This is a genomic window from Nocardioides sp. LMS-CY, from assembly GCF_018732145.1.
Taxonomy (GTDB): Bacteria; Actinomycetota; Actinomycetes; order Propionibacteriales; family Nocardioidaceae; genus Nocardioides; species Nocardioides soli.
Genome location: NZ_CP076104.1, coordinates 3,345,363 through 3,361,693, shown reverse-complemented (window position 1 = coordinate 3,361,693; position 16,331 = coordinate 3,345,363). Strand labels below are relative to the sequence as shown.

Here is a 16,331-nt window from a genome sequence, read left to right as displayed (position 1 = left end):
ATGCGCCACGACGCAGCGATTTCGAGCCGATTAACGGCCCGTTCTGAGACTGGTGCCTGTTCCTTTCATCGCAACCTTGGAGAGAAGCAGATGGCGTATCACGTTTCACGTGCTGCCGAGCGCAAGTGGGTCGACGTACCGGGCTTCCCCGGTCTCCGCCAGGCGCTCATGGCTGGCGAGGTCCACGGCTCGCACCACATGGAGATCGCGCTCTACGAGCTCGAGCCGGGCGCCAGCCTCGGCTGGAACCGGTCGCCGTTCGAGGAGTCATGGTTCGTGACGGAGGGGAGCGGCCGGGTGGCGCTGGCCGGACTCGAGTACGAGCTCGGCATCGGCGACTACGGGGTCACCCCGGTGGCCGTGGCCAACTCGCTCACCGCTGGCGAGGCCGGCCTCAGCTGGTTCTCCGCGCGGTCGCCCAAGCCACCCACGTTCGAGGGCGCGCGCAGCCACATCTCGGCGCAGCCGGTGACCGGTGAGTTCCTGGGGCGTCCGTCGGAGACGGACCCGCGGCATCGGTATGTCGGCCACTTCGACGAGGCCGACATGGCGCCGTACCACGACCTGAACATGCCCGGCTACCACGGGCCCTGCATCAAGAACATCAGCATCCGGATGATGGCCGACGAGCTGCTCGGCGCCCAGCACCACACGATGTTCATGGCGAGCATCGACGCCAAGTCCGGTCCGGGTAAGGCGGCCAAGATCCACTACCACCCGTTCGAGGAGATCTACTACTTCGTCGGTGGCGGGATGCGGGGCTGGCTGGACGGCAACGAGGAGGTCACCGAGACCGGCGACCTCGTCTGGGTGAGCTCCGGCGGCACCCATGGCTTCATCAACGAGAGCGACGAGCCGGCCAAGTGGATCGAGGTCCAGTCGCCGGTGCCGCCGCCGGCGCACGCGTTCTACTTCCCCGACGACTGGCGCGCCCTCCCCGAGGAGAGCTGAGCGCTCCTCGCCTCGAGCCCGGCCCTGGGCACTACCCCTTAGTGCCCAGGGCCGGTACCACCCGTACGCCGACCTGCGACCAGTCGCGTCGAGGCGGTGCAGACGTCCACGGCAACTCGTGAGAGGAAGCAACGATGAGCAACAACCCCGGGGGGTTCGAAGTCCCGCTGATCCCGGCCGGAGCGATCGGCCCCGACGTACCGTCGTCCGGTTACCTCGTCGACGAGGTAGCGGGCGGCGTCTACTGGATCACCGACGGTGGCTACCAGTGCGCCTTCGTCGTCGGCGACGACCAGGTGGTCGCCATCGACGCACCGCCGTGTCTGGGAGGCCTGGTGACGCGGGCGATCCGTGACGTGACCGACAAGCCGATCACCCACGTCGTCTACTCCCACTTCCACGGAGACCACATCGGCTCGGTCGACCAGTTTCCCGACGACGCGATCCGGATCGCCCAGCGCGAGACGCACTCGAAGCTCAGCGAGATCGCCGATCCGAGCCGGCGCCTCCCGGACATCACCTTCGAGAACTCCTATCGCCTCGAGGTCGGCGGTCAGGTGCTCGAGCTGCACTACCGGGGCGACAACCACGCGCCCGGCAACAGCTTCGTCCACCTGCCCCAGCAGCGGGTGCTGATGCTGGTCGACGTCATCTATCCCGGTTGGGTGCCGTTCACGAACATCGCCCAGTCGAAGAACATCCCCGGCTTCATGGCCCATCACGACCACACGCTCGACTTCGACTTCGAGACCATGATCACCGGTCACCTGACCCGACTCGGCACCCGGGAGGACGTGTTGGTCCAGCGGGAGTACATGCACGACGTACGGGACGCCGCCCGGCATGCGCTCGAGATCACCGCCGAGAAGCGAGAGATCGCCCGCGAGAAGGTCGGAACCGAGCAGATCTACCTGTACTTCAAGACGATGTACGAGGCGGCGGCCGCCGAGGCTGCGAAGCCGCTGCTCGAGAAGTGGCTCGGCCGGCTCGGCGGAGTGGACACGCTGGGGGTGAACCACGTGCTCACGATGTACCACAGCCTCCGCCTCGACGACAACGCCAAGCCCTCGGTGGTCTTCTTCCCGCCCACCGACACCTGCCCCGACCACTGAGGAGGTCTCATGCCCATCCCCGGACTCACCCGTGTCGACCACATCGGCATCACCGTTCCCGATCTGGACCAGGCCCGGGAGTTCTTCGAAGACGTACTCGGGTTCGAGTACCTGTACCGGCTGGGCCCCCTGCGGGGAGACGGCACCTGGATGAGCGAGCACCTGAACGTGCCCGACTCGGCGGTCGCCCCACGGATCTACTTCTTCCGGGTCGGCGACCAGGCCATGTTGGAGGTGTTCGAGTACGAGGCTCCCGGTCAGCGGCGGGAGGTGCCGCTCAACAGCGACGTCGGAGGTCACCACCTCGCGTTCTACGTCGACGACATCGACGCGGCCGCGGCCGAGCTCCGGCGGCAGGGCGTCCGTGTGCTGGGTGACCCGACGCCGAGCAAGGGGCCGCACGAGGGCCAGCGGTGGCTGTACTTCGTGTCTCCGTGGGGACTGAACTGCGAGCTGGTCTCCTACCCGAACGGCAAGGCGTTCTTCCGGACCCCCGAGGCGTTCGAGTAGGGCCGTGGCTATGCCGGTTCGGGTGCCGGAGGCGCCGGCGGGCTCTTGACCACGTGCCAGAGCCCGACGGCCGGCCCATCGTCCTCGTTGAGGTAGAGATGCGGCACCGAGGAGTCGAAGTCGATCGACGAGCCCGGCTCGAGGACGAAAGACTCGAACCCGACACGGGCGGTGAGCTGCCCGGAGACCAGATATCCGTACTCGTGGCCGGGGTGGTTCATCAGGCCACCGTTGGTGGACGAGCAACTGCCCGGCGGATAGGTGACCAGAAGGGCGTCGACGATCGGGTCCGGCTCGGCGGTGAGCCGCTCCCAGGTCACCCCGCTCTCCAGCACGAGGGTCGCACGACCGTCTGGCGGCACGATGGAGGCACCGGTGGTGGCGGCACCCGTCCCCGGCGCTCCGGAGAGCAGGTGGTCGAAGGAGAGGGAGAGCGCGGTCCCCAGGGCGTACAGCGTCGCTACCGACGGCTCGGAGTGCCCGTTCTCGATCTGGGACAGCATGCTCGGCGAGATCCCGATCCGACGGCTCAGCTCGCGCACGCTCAGATTGGCATCGGTCCGTGCGGAACGCAGTCGGGCTCGGGCCTCGGGATCCACAGTGATCGCCTCTTCCGGAATGACCAGGACGCTCCTGGGCCGGTCAACATAGCCCACGCCTCCGGCCAATCGTCAAGCAGTACTGAACACTCGGCCGCGGTCCGGATGGAGATCCCCCGACCGCCCCTCGAACTCTGGAGATGAACGATGAAGATCGGTGTCGTGCGCGAGGTCCGGCCCCGCGAGACTCGGGTGGCTGCCACGCCGTCCACAGCTGCTCGGCTGATGAAGCTCGGCTGCGACGTCGCCGTCGAGACCGGCGCAGGAGTGGCGGCCGGCTTCGCGGATCGGCAGTACGCCGAGAGCGGGGCGACGGTGGGCACCCGAGACGAGGTGCTTCGCGGTGCCGACCTGGTCCTCGGCGTGAACGCTCCGACGCTCGACCAGCTCGACCTGCTCACGCCGGGCGCCACCGTCGTCGGGCTCCTCGGCCCCACGCAGAGCCCCGAGCTCCTGGCCGAGCTCGCACGCCGGGGAGTGACGGCGATCGCGATGGACGCGGTCCCGCGGATATCGCGGGCGCAGTCGATGGACGTGCTGTCCTCGATGGCCAACGTCGCGGGCTACCGCGCTGTCGTGGAGGCGGCGCACGAGTTCGGCCGGATGTTCACAGGCCAGGCGACCGCGGCCGGCAAGATGCCACCCGCGAGGGTGTTTGTCGTGGGAGCGGGCGTGGCCGGTCTGGCGGCGATCGGCGCGGCCTCTGCGATGGGCGCGGTCGTGCGCGCGTTCGACGTACGTCCCGAGGTGGCCGAGCAGGTCGAGTCACTGGGTGGTCAGTTCGTGACCGTCGACTTCGAGTCCGAGGTCTCGACCGACGGCTACGCGAAGCAGATGACCGCGGGGCAGGAAGCGGCCACGGCCGAGATGTACGACGCAGAAGCACGGGCGGCCGACATCGTGATCACCACCGCGCTCATCCCCGGTCGCCCGGCGCCGTTGCTGATCGGCGCCGACACCGTCGCCCACATGCGGAGCGGCTCGGTCGTGGTCGACCTGGCGGCCGCGTACGGCGGGAACGTGGCCGGCACCGAGGCCGACCAGAGGGTGATCACGGAGTACGGCGTGACCATCCTCGGCTACACCGATCTCCCCGGACGCCTGGCGACGCAGGCCTCGGAGCTCTACGGCACGAACCTGGTCAGCCTGGTGAAGACGCTGGTTCCGGACGGGGACGGACAGATGGTGCTCGACCTCGACGACGTGGTGCTCCGCTCGATGACGGTCGTGCACGCCGGTGAGGTGACGTGGCCACCGCCTCCCGTGGCGGTCTCGGCTGTCCCCGCGCCGGTACCGGCACCGGCCGCCCCCACCAAGCACCGGAGCACCAGCGGTCGGTCGTCGGTCGCCTCACGGAGTGGTGTCGCCGTCGGGGCGGCGTCGGTGTTCGCCCTGGTCGCGATCTGCCCGCCGTCGCTGCAGGCGCGACTGATGGTCTTCGCCCTGGCCGTCGTCATCGGCTACTACGTCATCGGGCACGTGCACCATGCGTTGCACACGCCCTTGATGAGCGTCACCAATGCGATCTCGGGGATCGTCGTCGTCGGAGCGCTGCTCAGCCTGGCCAACGACGACGAGCTGATCGTCGCGCTGGCCGCATCGGCCACCTTGCTGGCCTCCATCAACGTGTTCGGCGGGTTCGCGGTGACCCGCCGGATGCTCGGCCTGTTCGTCCGTTCGTGAGTGAGGTGTCCTCCATGTTCTCGATCCTCACCGTCACCACCGCCGCCTACCTGGTGGCAGCACTCCTCTTCGTCCTCGCCCTAGCGGGACTCTCGCGGCATGAGACCGCGAGGGACGGAGCCTTCTTCGGCATGGTCGGGATGACGGCGGCGCTCGCGGCGACCGTTGCCCTGACCGTGGACGCCGGCATCTCGTCGACCAACGTCGCGGTGATGATCGCCGCGGTCCTCGTGGGAGCAGCCATCGGCCTGCAGCGGTCCCGCGTCGTCCAGATGACGGGCATGCCGGAGCTGATCGCCCTGCTCCACTCGTTCGTCGGCCTCGCCGCGGTCCTGGTCGGGTGGACCTCCTTCCTCCTCGTCGAGCACGACGCAGGCGCGGTCGAGGCGCTGCGCCTGGACGCGGAGGGAACGCTCGGCGTCCACCACGCCGAGGTCGTCATCGGCGTCTTCATCGGCGCGGTCACCTTCACCGGATCCGTGGTCGCCTACCTGAAGCTCGCCGCCCGGATCAAGACCGCCCCACTGGACTTGCCCGGCAAGAACGTGCTGAACGTCGGCGCCCTGCTCGCCTTCGTCATGGTGACGATCTGGTTCTGTGTCGACCCGAGCACCCGGCTGCTGGTGCTGGTGACGGCGGTCGCCCTGGCCCTCGGCTGGCACCTGGTCGCGTCCATCGGCGGCGGCGACATGCCCGTGGTCGTGTCGATGCTGAACAGCTATTCCGGCTGGGCCGCGGCCGCTTCGGGCTTCCTGCTCGAGAACGACCTGCTCGTCGTCACCGGTGCCCTCGTGGGATCGTCGGGCGCCTATCTGTCGTACATCATGTGCACGGCGATGAACCGCTCCTTCCTGTCGGTGATCGCCGGAGGGTTCGGCGCCGAGGTTCGCGCAGGATCCGACGGAGACCACGGCCAGCACACCGAGACCACCGCCGATCAGGTGGCGGATCGACTCTCCTCGGCGTCCCGCGTCGTCATCACGCCCGGCTACGGGATGGCGGTCGCCCAGGCGCAGTACGCCGTGGCCGAGCTGACCGCCAGGCTCCGGGATCGGGGTGTCGACGTCCGGTTCGGGATCCACCCGGTCGCTGGTCGGCTGCCCGGTCACATGAACGTCCTGCTGGCCGAGGCCAAGGTGCCCTACGACATCGTCCTGGAGCTGGACGAGATCAACGACGACTTCTCCGTCACCGACGTCGTCCTGGTGATCGGAGCGAACGACACGGTGAATCCGGCTGCCGCGGAGGACCCGTCGTCACCCATCGCCGGCATGCCGGTCCTCCAGGTGTGGAACGCCGGCGAGGTCGTCGTGTTCAAGCGGTCCATGGCGGCCGGTTACGCGGGGGTTCAGAACCCGCTGTTCTTCCGCGAGAACTCGCGGATGCTCTTCGGCGATGCCAAGGAGCGGGTCGGCGAGATCGCCGCGGCCCTCGGCTCAGACGTCCGGCAGAAGGAGACCCGATGACCGCCCGAATCCTCGATGGCGCCGGCACCGCGACCGCGCTCCTGGCCGAGGTCGCCGACCGGGTATCCGCCCTCCGGGCGGCCGGCACCACGCCCAGGCTCGCCACGGTGCTCGTCGGCGACGACGGAGCCTCCAGGACCTATGTCCAGATGAAGGTGAACCGGTGTGCGGACGTCGGGATCGACTCTCTTCGGGTCGACCTGGGCGGCGGTATCACCACCTCGGAGCTGGTCGGCGCGATCAGTGAGCTCTCGGCCGATCCCACAGTCCACGGGATCCTGCTGCAGCATCCGGTCCCCGGGCACATCAACGAGCGTGCCGCATTCGAGGCGATCGCGCCGGAGAAGGACGTCGACGGGGTGACGCTGACCTCGTTCGCAGCCATGTCGCTCGGTGTCCCGGGCTTCCAGTCGTGCACGCCCGGTGGCATCGTGCGCCTGCTCGACGCCCACGGGGTCGAGCTCCGCGGCCGGAACTCCGTCGTGGTGGGGCGCAGCCCGATCCTGGGCCTGCCGATGGGGATGCTCCTGCTGCGGCGCGACGCGACGGTGACCTACTGCCACTCCCGGACCGTCGACCTGGCGGACGTCGTACGCCGGTCCGACCTCGTGGTCGCCGCGGTCGGGCGTCCCGACTTCATCCAGCCTGCCTGGATCAAGCCCGGCGCCGTGGTCGTCGATGCGGGCTACAACGCAGGGAACCGCGGAGACGTCGACCCGGCCGCCGCGGATGTCGCCGACTGGTTCACCCCGGTCCCCGGCGGCGTCGGCCCGATGACCATCGCCACCCTGCTGGAGCAGACGGTGGTCGCCGCGGAGCGCTGTCATGGTGCTGGCGCCTGATGCACGCACACCGCCGCTGGCCGGGCAGCGGCCGGCGGTGCTGGGCATCCTCAACACGACGCCCGACTCGTTCTCCGACGGCGGCCTGTACGACGACCGCGATGCAGCGGTGGCGCACGGGCTCCGCCTGACGTGCGCGGGTGCCGACATCATCGACGTCGGGGGAGAGTCCACACGGCCGGGAGCTGCACGCGTCCCGGAGGAGGTCGAGCTGGCCCGGGTGGTGCCGGTGATCGAGGATCTGGTGTCGGCCGGGGTCAGGGTCAGCATCGACACGACGCGAGCCCACGTCGCCGCGGCCGCCGTCAGCGTCGGCGCCTGCATGATCAACGACATCAGCGGCGGCCTGGCCGACCGCGAGATGGCGGCGGTCGCCCGCGCAGCGCAGGTGCCCTTCGTGGCCATGCACTGGCGGGGACACAGCGATCGGATGCAGCAGGCGGCCCGGTACGGCGACGTGGTGGCCGAGGTCGTGGAGGAGCTCCGCGGGCGCCGAGAGGCGCTGCTGGAGTGTGGCATCGCGCCCGAGCGGATCGTCCTCGACCCCGGCATCGGTTTCGCCAAGAGGAGCGAGCACAGCTGGGCGCTGTTGGCGGCCCTGCCCCGGTTCGCAGAGCTCGGCGCGCCTCTCATGGTGGGTGTCTCGCGCAAGTCGCTGCTCGACGAGCTGTCCGACGAGGATCAACGGCTGAGCGGTCCTGATCGCGACGTCGCGACGGCGGTGCTGTCCGGGCTCCTGCTCAGGTGCACGTCGTACGTCCGGGTCCACGACGTGCACGCCACCGTGCTCGCGCTGCGGGTGGCCGAGAAGCTTCGCGCCGACCGATGATGGTCGAGTCCGAGGTCGTTCGTCGGCCGCTTCGCACCTCGCTCGGTCCGCTGGAGGTGCTCCGGCTGTTCCGGGACCGCGACCGACTGGTCGGCCTGGTGGGCGACTGGGCCGGCGGCGGGGCGGTGATCGCCTTCGATCCGGTCTGCCGAGCGAATCGGCTGGACGACCTGAGGCCGGCGACCGTGACGGCGTCCGGGCCGGACGGACTCATCGGTGGGGGTTGGTTCGGCGTGCTCGGCTACCAGTTGGGGGCGCTCACCGAGGAGTTGGTGCCCGCCCCGTCGCGCGTGCATCCTCGCCCGGACTGCGACCTGGCGTTCTACGACGAGGTGCTCCGGTACGTCGCGGACAGCGGCGAGTGGTTCCTCGAGGGTCTGCGGCACGGTGGGCGAGATCTCGATGTCAGCCACCGGCTGATCCAGGAGGAGCTGGACGGCGTGGTGTCCCAGGCGGCGGCGCCGTACCGATGCGGGCCGTTCGGCGCGACTCCCTCCGTCGAGTCGCACCGGATGGTCGTGGAACGGGTCCTGGAGCACATCCGGGCCGGCGACGTCTTCCAGGTCAACGCCTGTCTGCGACTGGAAGCGACGTTCACCGGCGATCCCCTGGACGTGTTCGTGGCCGGCGTCGAGGCGCTCGCACCGGCGTACGCCGCCTTCGTCAGGACCGACGGCGGCGCTGTCGTCAGCCTCTCCCCGGAGCTGTACCTCGAGCGCCGCGGGCGAGCGGTGCGCACCGCTCCGATCAAGGGCACGGCACCGCTGGACGCCGATCCCCGTGCGTTGAGGGAGTCCGGCAAGGACCGGGCCGAGAACATCATGATCGTCGACCTCATGCGCAACGACCTCGGACGGGTGTGCGCACCCGGATCGATCCGTGCGAGTGCCGCGCCGATCGTGAGCCGCCGGGCGGGGGTCTGGCACCTGGTCTCCGAGGTGTCCGGGCGTCTCCGCGAGGATGCCGACGACCTGGACCTGATTCGCGCGACCTTCCCGCCCGGGTCCGTGACCGGTGCGCCGAAGATCCGGGCCATGGATCTGATCAACGGCCTCGAGGCGACGGCCCGGGAGTCCTACACCGGGGCGATCGGCTGGTGCGGCCCGTCGAGCCTGGAGCTCAACGTCGCGATCCGCACGTTCGAGTTCGCCGCCGGGCAGGTGTGGCTGGGGGTCGGCGGTGGCATCGTGGCGGACTCGGTCGGGGAGCACGAGGTCGAGGAGTGCTTCGTCAAGGCTCGACCACTCCTCGGCGCGATCGGGGCACGGCTGTCGACCGATGTCGAGGCCGCTCTGGTCGGCATCGGCGGATCCGAGCCGGCGGCCATGGGCACCGACGACCGGCCCTCGTCGCCCGACGCCGGACTCGTGCATGTGCTGGACGACCAGGTCGTCGTCGACCCGGCGGTGCTGGCCGAGCCGGGCGGATCCAGGCTGGTCGGGTGCCTCGCCGACGCCGGGCTCCCGATCGCCGTACGCGTTCTCCGGCAGGACGAGCACGGGCAGGTCCACGAGCGGTTCGGCGTCGGAGCCCCGGCTCCGCAGGCGGTCGCCGCCGGCCCGCTGGAGCGCTGGGTGACCGGACGAGGGACGTCGCGGGCAGGGGTACGCGACGAGGCGCGGGACGGACCGACACTGACCCGTGGCCGGATCCGGGTGCTGCTGATCGACAACTACGACTCGTTCGTGTTCAACCTCGCGCAGTACTGCTCCGAAGCCGGCGCTGAGGTCGAGGTCGTCCGCAACGACCGGTTCGACATCGACCGGGTAGCGTGCGCTGCCGCTGCGGGCCGTTGGGATCGGGTGGTGATCTCGCCCGGCCCCGGAGCTCCTCGCGACGCCGGCTCGTCGATCGGGCTGCTCAAGGCGCTGCCCCCTGCCGTGCCGGTGCTGGGGGTGTGTCTGGGGCTCCAGGCGATCGGGGAGGCCTTCGGTGCCGAGGTCGTACGAGCACCGGCTCCGGTCCATGGCCGGCCGGCAATCGTTCACCACGACGGCGTCGGTGTCTTCGCCGGTCTGGACGGCCCCATCGTCGGTGCGCGTTACCACTCACTGGTCGTGGACGAGCGGTCCGTCGCCGGGACCCGGCTCCGGGTGACCGCGCGGACGCCGTCCGGAGTGGTCATGGGGATCCGGCACCTCGACCGGCCTGTGGAGGGGCTGCAGATCCACCCCGAGTCGGTCCTCACCCCCGGCGGTCGTCGCCTCGTCGGCACCTTCCTGCGCGTCGGCACTGCCTGAATCTCGACCCTCCGTCGCCACTCGGATGTACAGTGTGACTTCACACACGTACCGACGAGACGGCGCCCCTGGGGATGGTGGTGATGACGATGGTGCGGGGTACGGCGTTCCGAGGTTTCCCCATGCCGATGCGCTCCGAGGGGCGGCGCTACGAGACCACCGATCCTCGCGCGGCCCGGGATGCCGCGCGCCTCTTCCTGGCGCCGCACCACCTCACGGTCGGCGCCGAGCGTGAGCGGTTCCGCGCCATCGGAGACCATGTCGATCTCGGTGCGGTCACGCTGTCGTACCTCTCGTACGGCGCCGAGGTCACGATCGATCGACCGGGGGAGCAGGATCACGTCGGCATCCTGGTCCCGCTCAGTGGCTCGGCGCTGGTCCGCCAGGACAGCGGGGAGGTCGTGGCTCGGGCGGCGAGCTCCCTCGCCGCGGTCACCCCGCGCTCCCAGCTGCACATGCGCTGGACCCCGGACTGCAGCGTGCTGCTGCTTCGCGCCGAGATGCGCGCGCTGCGCGAGCTCGCGGTCGGCCTGGCGCCGCACGGGCGGCACGACGACCTGACCGTGACGGCCGGGCGGGTGGCGGGATCGGAGGCAGCGGCACTGGCCGGTGTGACCGACCTGCTCGTCCATGTGCTCCAAAGCTATGGGCCGGTCGATGCGCTGCCAGGCTCGGTCAGGCGTCACTTGGCGGAGCAGGCGCTGATGTCGATCCTGCTGGCGATCCCCAACTCGAGCACCTCTCAGTTCGTCGAGCACCCGTCCGGCCATCGTGCGTCCGTGCGGATCGCCACCGACCTGCTCGCCACGGAGACGGAGGCGAGCTTCACCGTCGGCGACCTCGCTCGCGCGGCCGGGGTCGGGATCCGTGCCCTCGAGCTCGCCTTCCGGCGAGATCTCGGCACCACACCCCATGCGTTCGTCCAGAAGTCACGGCTGGAGAAGGCGCGTCAGGAGTTGCTCGTCGGTGCCGAGGAAGGCAGTGCGACGGTGACCTCCGTTGCGGTCCGCTGGGGCTTCGCGCACGTCGGCCGCTTCGCGCGCCTGTACCAGCAGGAGTTCGGCGTGCTGCCCTCGCAGACCCTCAGCCCGCGTCGCTGACCGCGCTCCCGGAGTTTCGCGGACGCTTTTCGGGATATGGCCTGACGACGTTCGCTTCCTGGCCTGTTCGTCGCCGCCTGCGTTGCTAGCGTCCGCGGACCCGAGTCCCCGGTTGGCCTCCGACGGAGGCGACCGACTAGCAGAAGGACCACCCGATGGTGCATCCCACTCCACCCGCGCGCACCCGCGCGGATCGTATGTCAGGCGCCCAGATCACGGCGGTGTCGATCTGTCTTCTCATCGCGATCCTCGACGGGCTCGATGCGCAGCTGATCGCCTACGCGGCGCCGTCGATCGTCAAGGAGTTCGGCTTCGGGCCGGCCTCGTTCGGCGTCGTCTTCTCCTCCAGCCTGCTCGGCATGGCGATCGGAAGCGTCATCTTCGGCATGCTCGCGGACTACGTCGGGCGCAAGCGGATCATGATCATCGCGACGCTCATCTTCGCGGTCACGACCCTGCTGATCCCGGTGTACGCCGACAGCATCGCGTCCTTCGTTGCGATCCGATTCGTCGCGGGGATCGGGCTCGGCGGGGTGACGCCGAGCCTGATCGCGATGATCGCGGAGAACACGCCGAGCCGGGTGCGCTCGATGTCGGTCACCATCGCCGTGGGCTGCCTGTCCCTGGGTGCGTTCGTCGGCGGCCTGATCGCACGCTGGCTGATCCCGGCCGAGGGCTGGCGCTCGGTCTTCGTGCTCGGCGGGGCGATCCCGCTGGTCCTCGCCGTCGTCATGATCGTCGGTCTGCGACGCCTCGACGAGCGCGCATCGCTGGAGGAGCCCGAGCCGGAGCAGTCGTCGTCGCCGGTCGAGCTCTTCCGCTCCGGTCGCGCCGCGAGCACGATCGTGATCTGGATCGTCTTCTTCGCGAACCTGCTGTTGATGTACGCCCTGCTCAACTGGCTGCCGACGCTCTTCGTGAAGGCCGGCTACTCGAGCGCGACGGCCACGATCGGCGGCTCGTTGTTCGCGCTCGGCGGCTTCGCGGGCGGCGTCGTGATCGGCGTGATCATGGACCGGATCGCACGCACGCACGCGATCCTCGTGGCCGGCTACTCGATCGGCCTGGTCGGCATCGCGATGGTGGCTCTCGCCGACAGCACCGGGGTGCTGATGACCGGCATCGTGTTGGCCGGCATCGGCGTGATCGGCGGTCAGACCGGGATCAGTGCGCTCGCCGTCGCGCTCTACCCGGCCAACATCCGGGGCGCGGGAGTCGGCTGGGCCTACGCCGTCGGTCGGGTCGGCTCGATCGCCGGACCGACGATCAGCGGCTTCCTGGTCGCCTCCGGCCTGCAGCCGAACGCGATCATCGGTGCGGGAGCGATTCCGGCTGTCGTCGCCGGGGCGGGCGTCGCGACGCTTGCGGCGCTCGCCGTACGGCGGGTGCGGCAACGCGGGACCGTGGCCTCGCAGGCCACCGCCTGATCGCAACTGGGAGCTCCCTGCTCCGCGATGACCTCGGCCCCGCCATCGATCGATGGCGGGGCCGAGGTCCGTGTTGGCCGGTGAGGCAGGTCAGCCGACCGCATCGGTCGTGCTGAGAGCGCGTCGTCCGGTCGCCGTGTTCAGGTGCGACTGGGAGTCGCGCTCGGCCGGAAGTGGACCACCGACGGCGTAGTAGCGCTGGCCACACACCAGCAGCTCCTCGGCCGGGAACTTGGTGATCACCTCACATCCATCAGCGGTGACCACCAGCTCCTCCTCGATCCGGGCGGCGCCCCAGCCGTCCTTGGCGGGCCAGTAGGTCTCGAGGGCGAAGACCATGCCCTCCTCGAGCACCTCCGGGTGCTCTAGGGAGACCAGGCGGGAGAAGACCGGCTTCTCCCAGATGGACAGGCCGACGCCGTGGCCGTACTGGAGGGCGAAGGCCGCCTCCTCGTCGGGGAACCCGAACTCCTGGGCGGTCGGCCACACCGAGACGATGTCCGCGGTGGTGGCGCCGGGCCGCACCAGGCTGATCGCCTCGTCCATGTACTCCCGGCAGCGGGTGTAGGCGTCGCGCTGAGCGGTGGAGGCGCTCCCCACCGCGAAGGTCCGGTAGTAGCACGTGCGGTAGCCGTCGTAGCTGTGCAGGATGTCGAAGAACGCCGGGTCGCCCGGTCGCACGATGCGGTCGGAGAACACGTGCGGGTGCGGCGCGCACCGTTCGCCCGAGATGGCGTTGACCCCTTCGACGAACTCCGAGCCGAGGTCGTAGAGCGTCTTCGCGACGACGCCGACGCACTCGTTCTCGCGCACCCCCGGACGCAGGAACTCGTAGAGGTTCTCGTACGCGGCGTCGACCATCGACGCGGCGTGGGTCAGCAGCCCGATCTCGTCGACCGTCTTGATCCGTCGTGCCTCGAGGAAGACCTGCTGACCGTCGACGACGGTGATGCCGACCTTCTGAAGTGCTGCGAGGACCGGCAGCTCGATCACGTCGACGCCGAGTGGTTCGCCGAGCAGACCGTAGAGCTCGAGCTCACGGCGGATCTTCTGTGCCACCGAGTCGCCCATGCCGACCAGTGGATTGATCGCGCCCCGCAAGGTCGAGATCCCGGCTCGCGCGCCGCTGGGGTTGCGGAGGTCCGCTCCGTGATGAGCGCCGTGCGGGTCCGCGTCGGGGTGGGCGTTCGAGTAGTCCAGCCACGGGTTGTAGAGCTGGTGGTGCTTGGCCGCCGAACCGAAGTCCCAGATGATGGGTTCGCCGCCGCGGACCAGGAGCGAGAACCGGATCATCTTGTCGACCGCCCAGGTTCCGATGTGGGTGGAGGTCATGTAGCGGATGTTCGAGAAGTCGAACGCCAAGATCGCGCCCAGCTCGGAGCGCTCCAACTCGGCGCGCAGGCGAGCCAGGCGCTCCTCTCGCAGCCGGTTCATGTCGAGCCGCGTCTCCCAGTCGACGGCGTTGGGCCCGAACGTCGGGATGGCCATGTTTCGTCCTTTGTCTCGTCGCAGATGTTCACTATCACTTAACATCTGATCGAAGGTACCGGTCAAGTACGGGGCTCGTGTGGGTGCTATGTACAGCGGAGATGAACGGGGAGGGCGTCCGATGGTTCTGGACGCACGCCAGCTCGAGTGCTTCGTGGCGGTGGCCGAGGAGCTCAACCTCAGCCGCGCGGCCGAGCGACTGCACCTGTCGCAGCCGCCGCTTACCCGGCGGATCCACCGACTCGAGTCCGAGCTGGAGGTCGACCTCTTCCGACGGACAGCGGGCGGGATGGAACTGACCGAGCCGGGGAAGATCCTGCTCGAGCGTGCCTACCGGCTGATAGCTCTGTCGAGCAACGCGGTCGAACGGACGCGCCAGGGGCGAGCCGGAGAGCTGGGACGGCTCGACATCGGCTACTACGACTCGGCCATCCTCGACGCCATCCCGACCATCCTGCGGGAGTTCTCCGCGCTCAACCCGGAGGTGGAGGTCCGGCTGGAGCGCGTCCTCAAGCGGACCCAGGTCGACTATCTACGCGACCAGATCCTGCACGTGGCCTTCGGCCGGCACTATCGCGACGAACCGGGGATCGAGACGCAGGCCGTCCATCACGAGCCGCTCTACCTCGCCGTGCGGGTGGAGGACGCAGCCACCTGGCCCGCCGAGATCGAGGTGGGGATGCTGGTGGGCACGCCACTGGTCCTGTTTCCGCAGGACCGGCCGGAGTTCGCCGACGAGGTCGTGCACCTCTGCCTGGATGCGGGCTTCTCGCCGGCGGTCGCGGTCGATGCCTTCGACGTCGTCTCCGCTCTCGCCTACGTCGCGATCGGCAAGGGTGTGGCGGTCGTGCCGCGGTCGGCGACCAAGACCCGTGCCGAGGACGTCGCCTTCCTCCCCATCCGCGGTGACCATACGACGACGCTGTCGTGCGCCTACCTGAGCACCGGCCGCACGCCTGCCACCGAGACGTTCTTGCGTTTCCTGCAGCTGCGCGACGCAGGTTCACGGTAGCCACGGCTCCGGGTCCGAACGCGCCTCGTTCGATCCGGGTATGGCGTCCCTCCCGAAGCGGTATTGGACGCGCGGTGAGCGCTGTCACACAGTGAAGTCCGCACCGGATTCACGAGACGCCGAGGTCTCGCGAGACCCGCGCGTGACCGGGATCCGGCACGCTGCCGCCCGCCTCCGCGCCGGTGCTCCCACCATCGGACACAGAGTAGGACGCACATGACCCAGCACCACGTCGACGGCCTCGAGGTGGCGGTCACTTCCCTGGCCGCGACCGCCAACCTCGAGGTCATCCCGCTCAATGGCGCGCAGGACAAGATCCGGGCGGCCGCCCCGGGAACGACCATCACGGTCACCTGCTCGCCCAAGTTCGGCCTGGAGCGGAGCCTCGAGCACATCGCCTCGGCCCGGCTGGCCGGCTATGACGTCATCCCGCACCTGGCCGCCCGGATGGTCTCCAGCGAGGCCGCGCTGCGGGACTTCGTCTCCAGGATCTGCGACCTCGGCGTCACCGACCTCTACGTCGTCGGCGGCGACGGCGCCGTACCGGACGGCCCGTACGCCGAGGCGAGCGAGATCCTCGAGGCGCTTCGCGACTTCGACCACGACCTCATCCGCCTGGGCGTCGGGTGCTATCCCGAAGGGCACCCGAAGATCGCGGCCGAGACTCTCCTCGACGCGCTCCACCGCAAGCAGGAGTACGCCGACTACATGGTCAGCCAGCTCTGCTTCGACGCACAGACGTTGCGTACCTGGTTGGAGAGGACGCGCGACGCCGGTGTCATCCTGCCGCTGCGGATCGGCCTCGCGGCGCCGATCAGCATCGCCAAGCTCCTCGAGCTGTCCCTGCGGATCGGTGTCGGCTCGTCGGTGCGGTACCTGCGCAAGCAGCACGGCATGGTCGGCAACCTCGTGCTCGGTCGGACCTACGCCCCGGAAGGACTGCTCCACGAGCTCGGTCCCGCGCTGACCGATCCGCGCCACAACATCGAAGGCCTGCACCTGTTCACCTTCAACCAGCTGGACGCCAGCGTCGGCTGGTGCGCCCGTGTCGGTTCGTCGACCCGCTGAGCGG

At 69.5% G+C, this 16,331-nt stretch carries 14 protein-coding genes; 12 read left to right on the top strand and 2 right to left on the bottom strand.

The window, feature by feature from the left end:
• The first annotated feature begins 90 nt into the window (after window positions 1–90).
• From KM427_RS16045 to KM427_RS16035, 3 genes are all read left to right on the top strand, one after another.
• Window positions 91–951, top strand: coding sequence for a cupin domain-containing protein (locus KM427_RS16045; protein WP_215524533.1), 861 nt, complete (start codon window positions 91–93; stop codon window positions 949–951).
• A 134-nt stretch (window positions 952–1,085) separates the two neighbouring features.
• Window positions 1,086–2,063, top strand: coding sequence for an MBL fold metallo-hydrolase (locus KM427_RS16040; protein ID WP_215524532.1), 978 nt, complete (start codon window positions 1,086–1,088; stop codon window positions 2,061–2,063).
• Between the two features lie 9 nt (window positions 2,064–2,072).
• The gene (locus KM427_RS16035; RefSeq protein WP_215524531.1) at window positions 2,073–2,573 is read left to right on the top strand and encodes a VOC family protein; all 501 of its coding nucleotides are present in this window, start codon (window positions 2,073–2,075) and stop codon (window positions 2,571–2,573) included.
• An 8-nt stretch (window positions 2,574–2,581) separates the two neighbouring features.
• Here KM427_RS16035 and KM427_RS16030 read toward each other — a convergent pair whose 3' ends face one another.
• On the bottom strand, window positions 2,582–3,115 hold the full coding sequence (locus KM427_RS16030; RefSeq protein ID WP_215524530.1) for a helix-turn-helix domain-containing protein: 534 nt from the start codon (window positions 3,113–3,115) through the stop codon (window positions 2,582–2,584).
• Between the two features lie 204 nt (window positions 3,116–3,319).
• Here KM427_RS16030 and KM427_RS16025 point away from each other — a divergent pair, with 204 nt between their 5' ends.
• From KM427_RS16025 to KM427_RS15995, 7 genes are all read left to right on the top strand, one after another.
• Window positions 3,320–4,855, top strand: a complete 1,536-nt coding sequence (locus KM427_RS16025; protein WP_215524529.1) for a Re/Si-specific NAD(P)(+) transhydrogenase subunit alpha — start codon at window positions 3,320–3,322, stop codon at window positions 4,853–4,855.
• 14 nt (window positions 4,856–4,869) lie between these two features.
• Window positions 4,870–6,321: a Re/Si-specific NAD(P)(+) transhydrogenase subunit beta gene (gene pntB / locus KM427_RS16020; protein WP_215524528.1), complete on the top strand. Its 1,452-nt coding sequence runs from the start codon at window positions 4,870–4,872 to the stop codon at window positions 6,319–6,321.
• Window positions 6,318–7,163 (top strand): bifunctional 5,10-methylenetetrahydrofolate dehydrogenase/5,10-methenyltetrahydrofolate cyclohydrolase, encoded by an 846-nt coding sequence (locus KM427_RS16015; protein ID WP_215524527.1) that lies wholly within the window; start codon window positions 6,318–6,320, stop codon window positions 7,161–7,163. The genes pntB and KM427_RS16015 overlap by 4 nt, the downstream gene beginning before the upstream one ends.
• Window positions 7,147–7,992: a dihydropteroate synthase gene (folP, locus tag KM427_RS16010; protein WP_215524526.1), complete on the top strand. Its 846-nt coding sequence runs from the start codon at window positions 7,147–7,149 to the stop codon at window positions 7,990–7,992. The genes KM427_RS16015 and folP overlap by 17 nt, the downstream gene beginning before the upstream one ends.
• Window positions 7,989–10,232, top strand: a complete 2,244-nt coding sequence (locus KM427_RS16005) for a chorismate-binding protein (protein WP_215524525.1) — start codon at window positions 7,989–7,991, stop codon at window positions 10,230–10,232. Before folP ends, KM427_RS16005 begins: the two co-directional genes overlap by 4 nt.
• A 122-nt stretch (window positions 10,233–10,354) precedes the next feature.
• Entirely contained in the window at window positions 10,355–11,332 is a 978-nt protein-coding gene (locus KM427_RS16000) for an AraC family transcriptional regulator (RefSeq protein ID WP_215524524.1), read from the top strand.
• A 155-nt stretch (window positions 11,333–11,487) separates the two neighbouring features.
• Window positions 11,488–12,759, top strand: a complete 1,272-nt coding sequence (locus KM427_RS15995) for an MFS transporter (protein ID WP_215524523.1) — start codon at window positions 11,488–11,490, stop codon at window positions 12,757–12,759.
• A 90-nt stretch (window positions 12,760–12,849) separates the two neighbouring features.
• On the opposite strand, the gene KM427_RS15990 is transcribed toward KM427_RS15995, so the two are convergent.
• Complete coding sequence (locus KM427_RS15990; protein ID WP_215524522.1) at window positions 12,850–14,247, bottom strand: M24 family metallopeptidase; 1,398 nt, start codon at window positions 14,245–14,247, stop codon at window positions 12,850–12,852.
• A 121-nt stretch (window positions 14,248–14,368) separates the two neighbouring features.
• Between KM427_RS15990 and KM427_RS15985 the strand changes: the two genes are divergently transcribed.
• Window positions 14,369–15,259 carry a LysR family transcriptional regulator gene (locus KM427_RS15985; RefSeq protein WP_215524521.1) on the top strand — a complete coding sequence of 297 codons (891 nt, stop codon included), beginning with the start codon at window positions 14,369–14,371 and terminating at the stop codon, window positions 15,257–15,259.
• Between the two features lie 216 nt (window positions 15,260–15,475).
• A complete protein-coding gene (locus tag KM427_RS15980; protein ID WP_215524520.1) occupies window positions 15,476–16,327 on the top strand; it encodes a methylenetetrahydrofolate reductase in 852 nt (283 codons plus the stop codon).
• Window positions 16,328–16,331 lie beyond the last annotated feature (4 nt).

Bases quoted from the DNA above. Each gene is read 5' to 3' on its own strand.
- KM427_RS16045 (WP_215524533.1), top strand. From the start codon at position 91: ATGGCGTATCACGTTTCACGTGCTGCCGAGCGCAAGTGGGTCGACGTA.
- KM427_RS16040 (WP_215524532.1), top strand. From the start codon at position 1,086: ATGAGCAACAACCCCGGGGGGTTCGAAGTCCCGCTGATCCCGGCCGGA.
- KM427_RS16035 (WP_215524531.1), top strand. From the start codon at position 2,073: ATGCCCATCCCCGGACTCACCCGTGTCGACCACATCGGCATCACCGTT.
- KM427_RS16025 (WP_215524529.1), top strand. From the start codon at position 3,320: ATGAAGATCGGTGTCGTGCGCGAGGTCCGGCCCCGCGAGACTCGGGTG.
- pntB (WP_215524528.1), top strand. From the start codon at position 4,870: ATGTTCTCGATCCTCACCGTCACCACCGCCGCCTACCTGGTGGCAGCA.
- KM427_RS16015 (WP_215524527.1), top strand. From the start codon at position 6,318: ATGACCGCCCGAATCCTCGATGGCGCCGGCACCGCGACCGCGCTCCTG.
- folP (WP_215524526.1), top strand. From the start codon at position 7,147: ATGGTGCTGGCGCCTGATGCACGCACACCGCCGCTGGCCGGGCAGCGG.
- KM427_RS16005 (WP_215524525.1), top strand. From the start codon at position 7,989: ATGATGGTCGAGTCCGAGGTCGTTCGTCGGCCGCTTCGCACCTCGCTC.
- KM427_RS16000 (WP_215524524.1), top strand. From the start codon at position 10,355: ATGCCGATGCGCTCCGAGGGGCGGCGCTACGAGACCACCGATCCTCGC.
- KM427_RS15995 (WP_215524523.1), top strand. From the start codon at position 11,488: ATGGTGCATCCCACTCCACCCGCGCGCACCCGCGCGGATCGTATGTCA.
- KM427_RS15990 (WP_215524522.1), bottom strand. From the start codon at position 14,247: ATGGCCATCCCGACGTTCGGGCCCAACGCCGTCGACTGGGAGACGCGG.
- KM427_RS15985 (WP_215524521.1), top strand. From the start codon at position 14,369: ATGGTTCTGGACGCACGCCAGCTCGAGTGCTTCGTGGCGGTGGCCGAG.
- KM427_RS15980 (WP_215524520.1), top strand. From the start codon at position 15,476: ATGACCCAGCACCACGTCGACGGCCTCGAGGTGGCGGTCACTTCCCTG.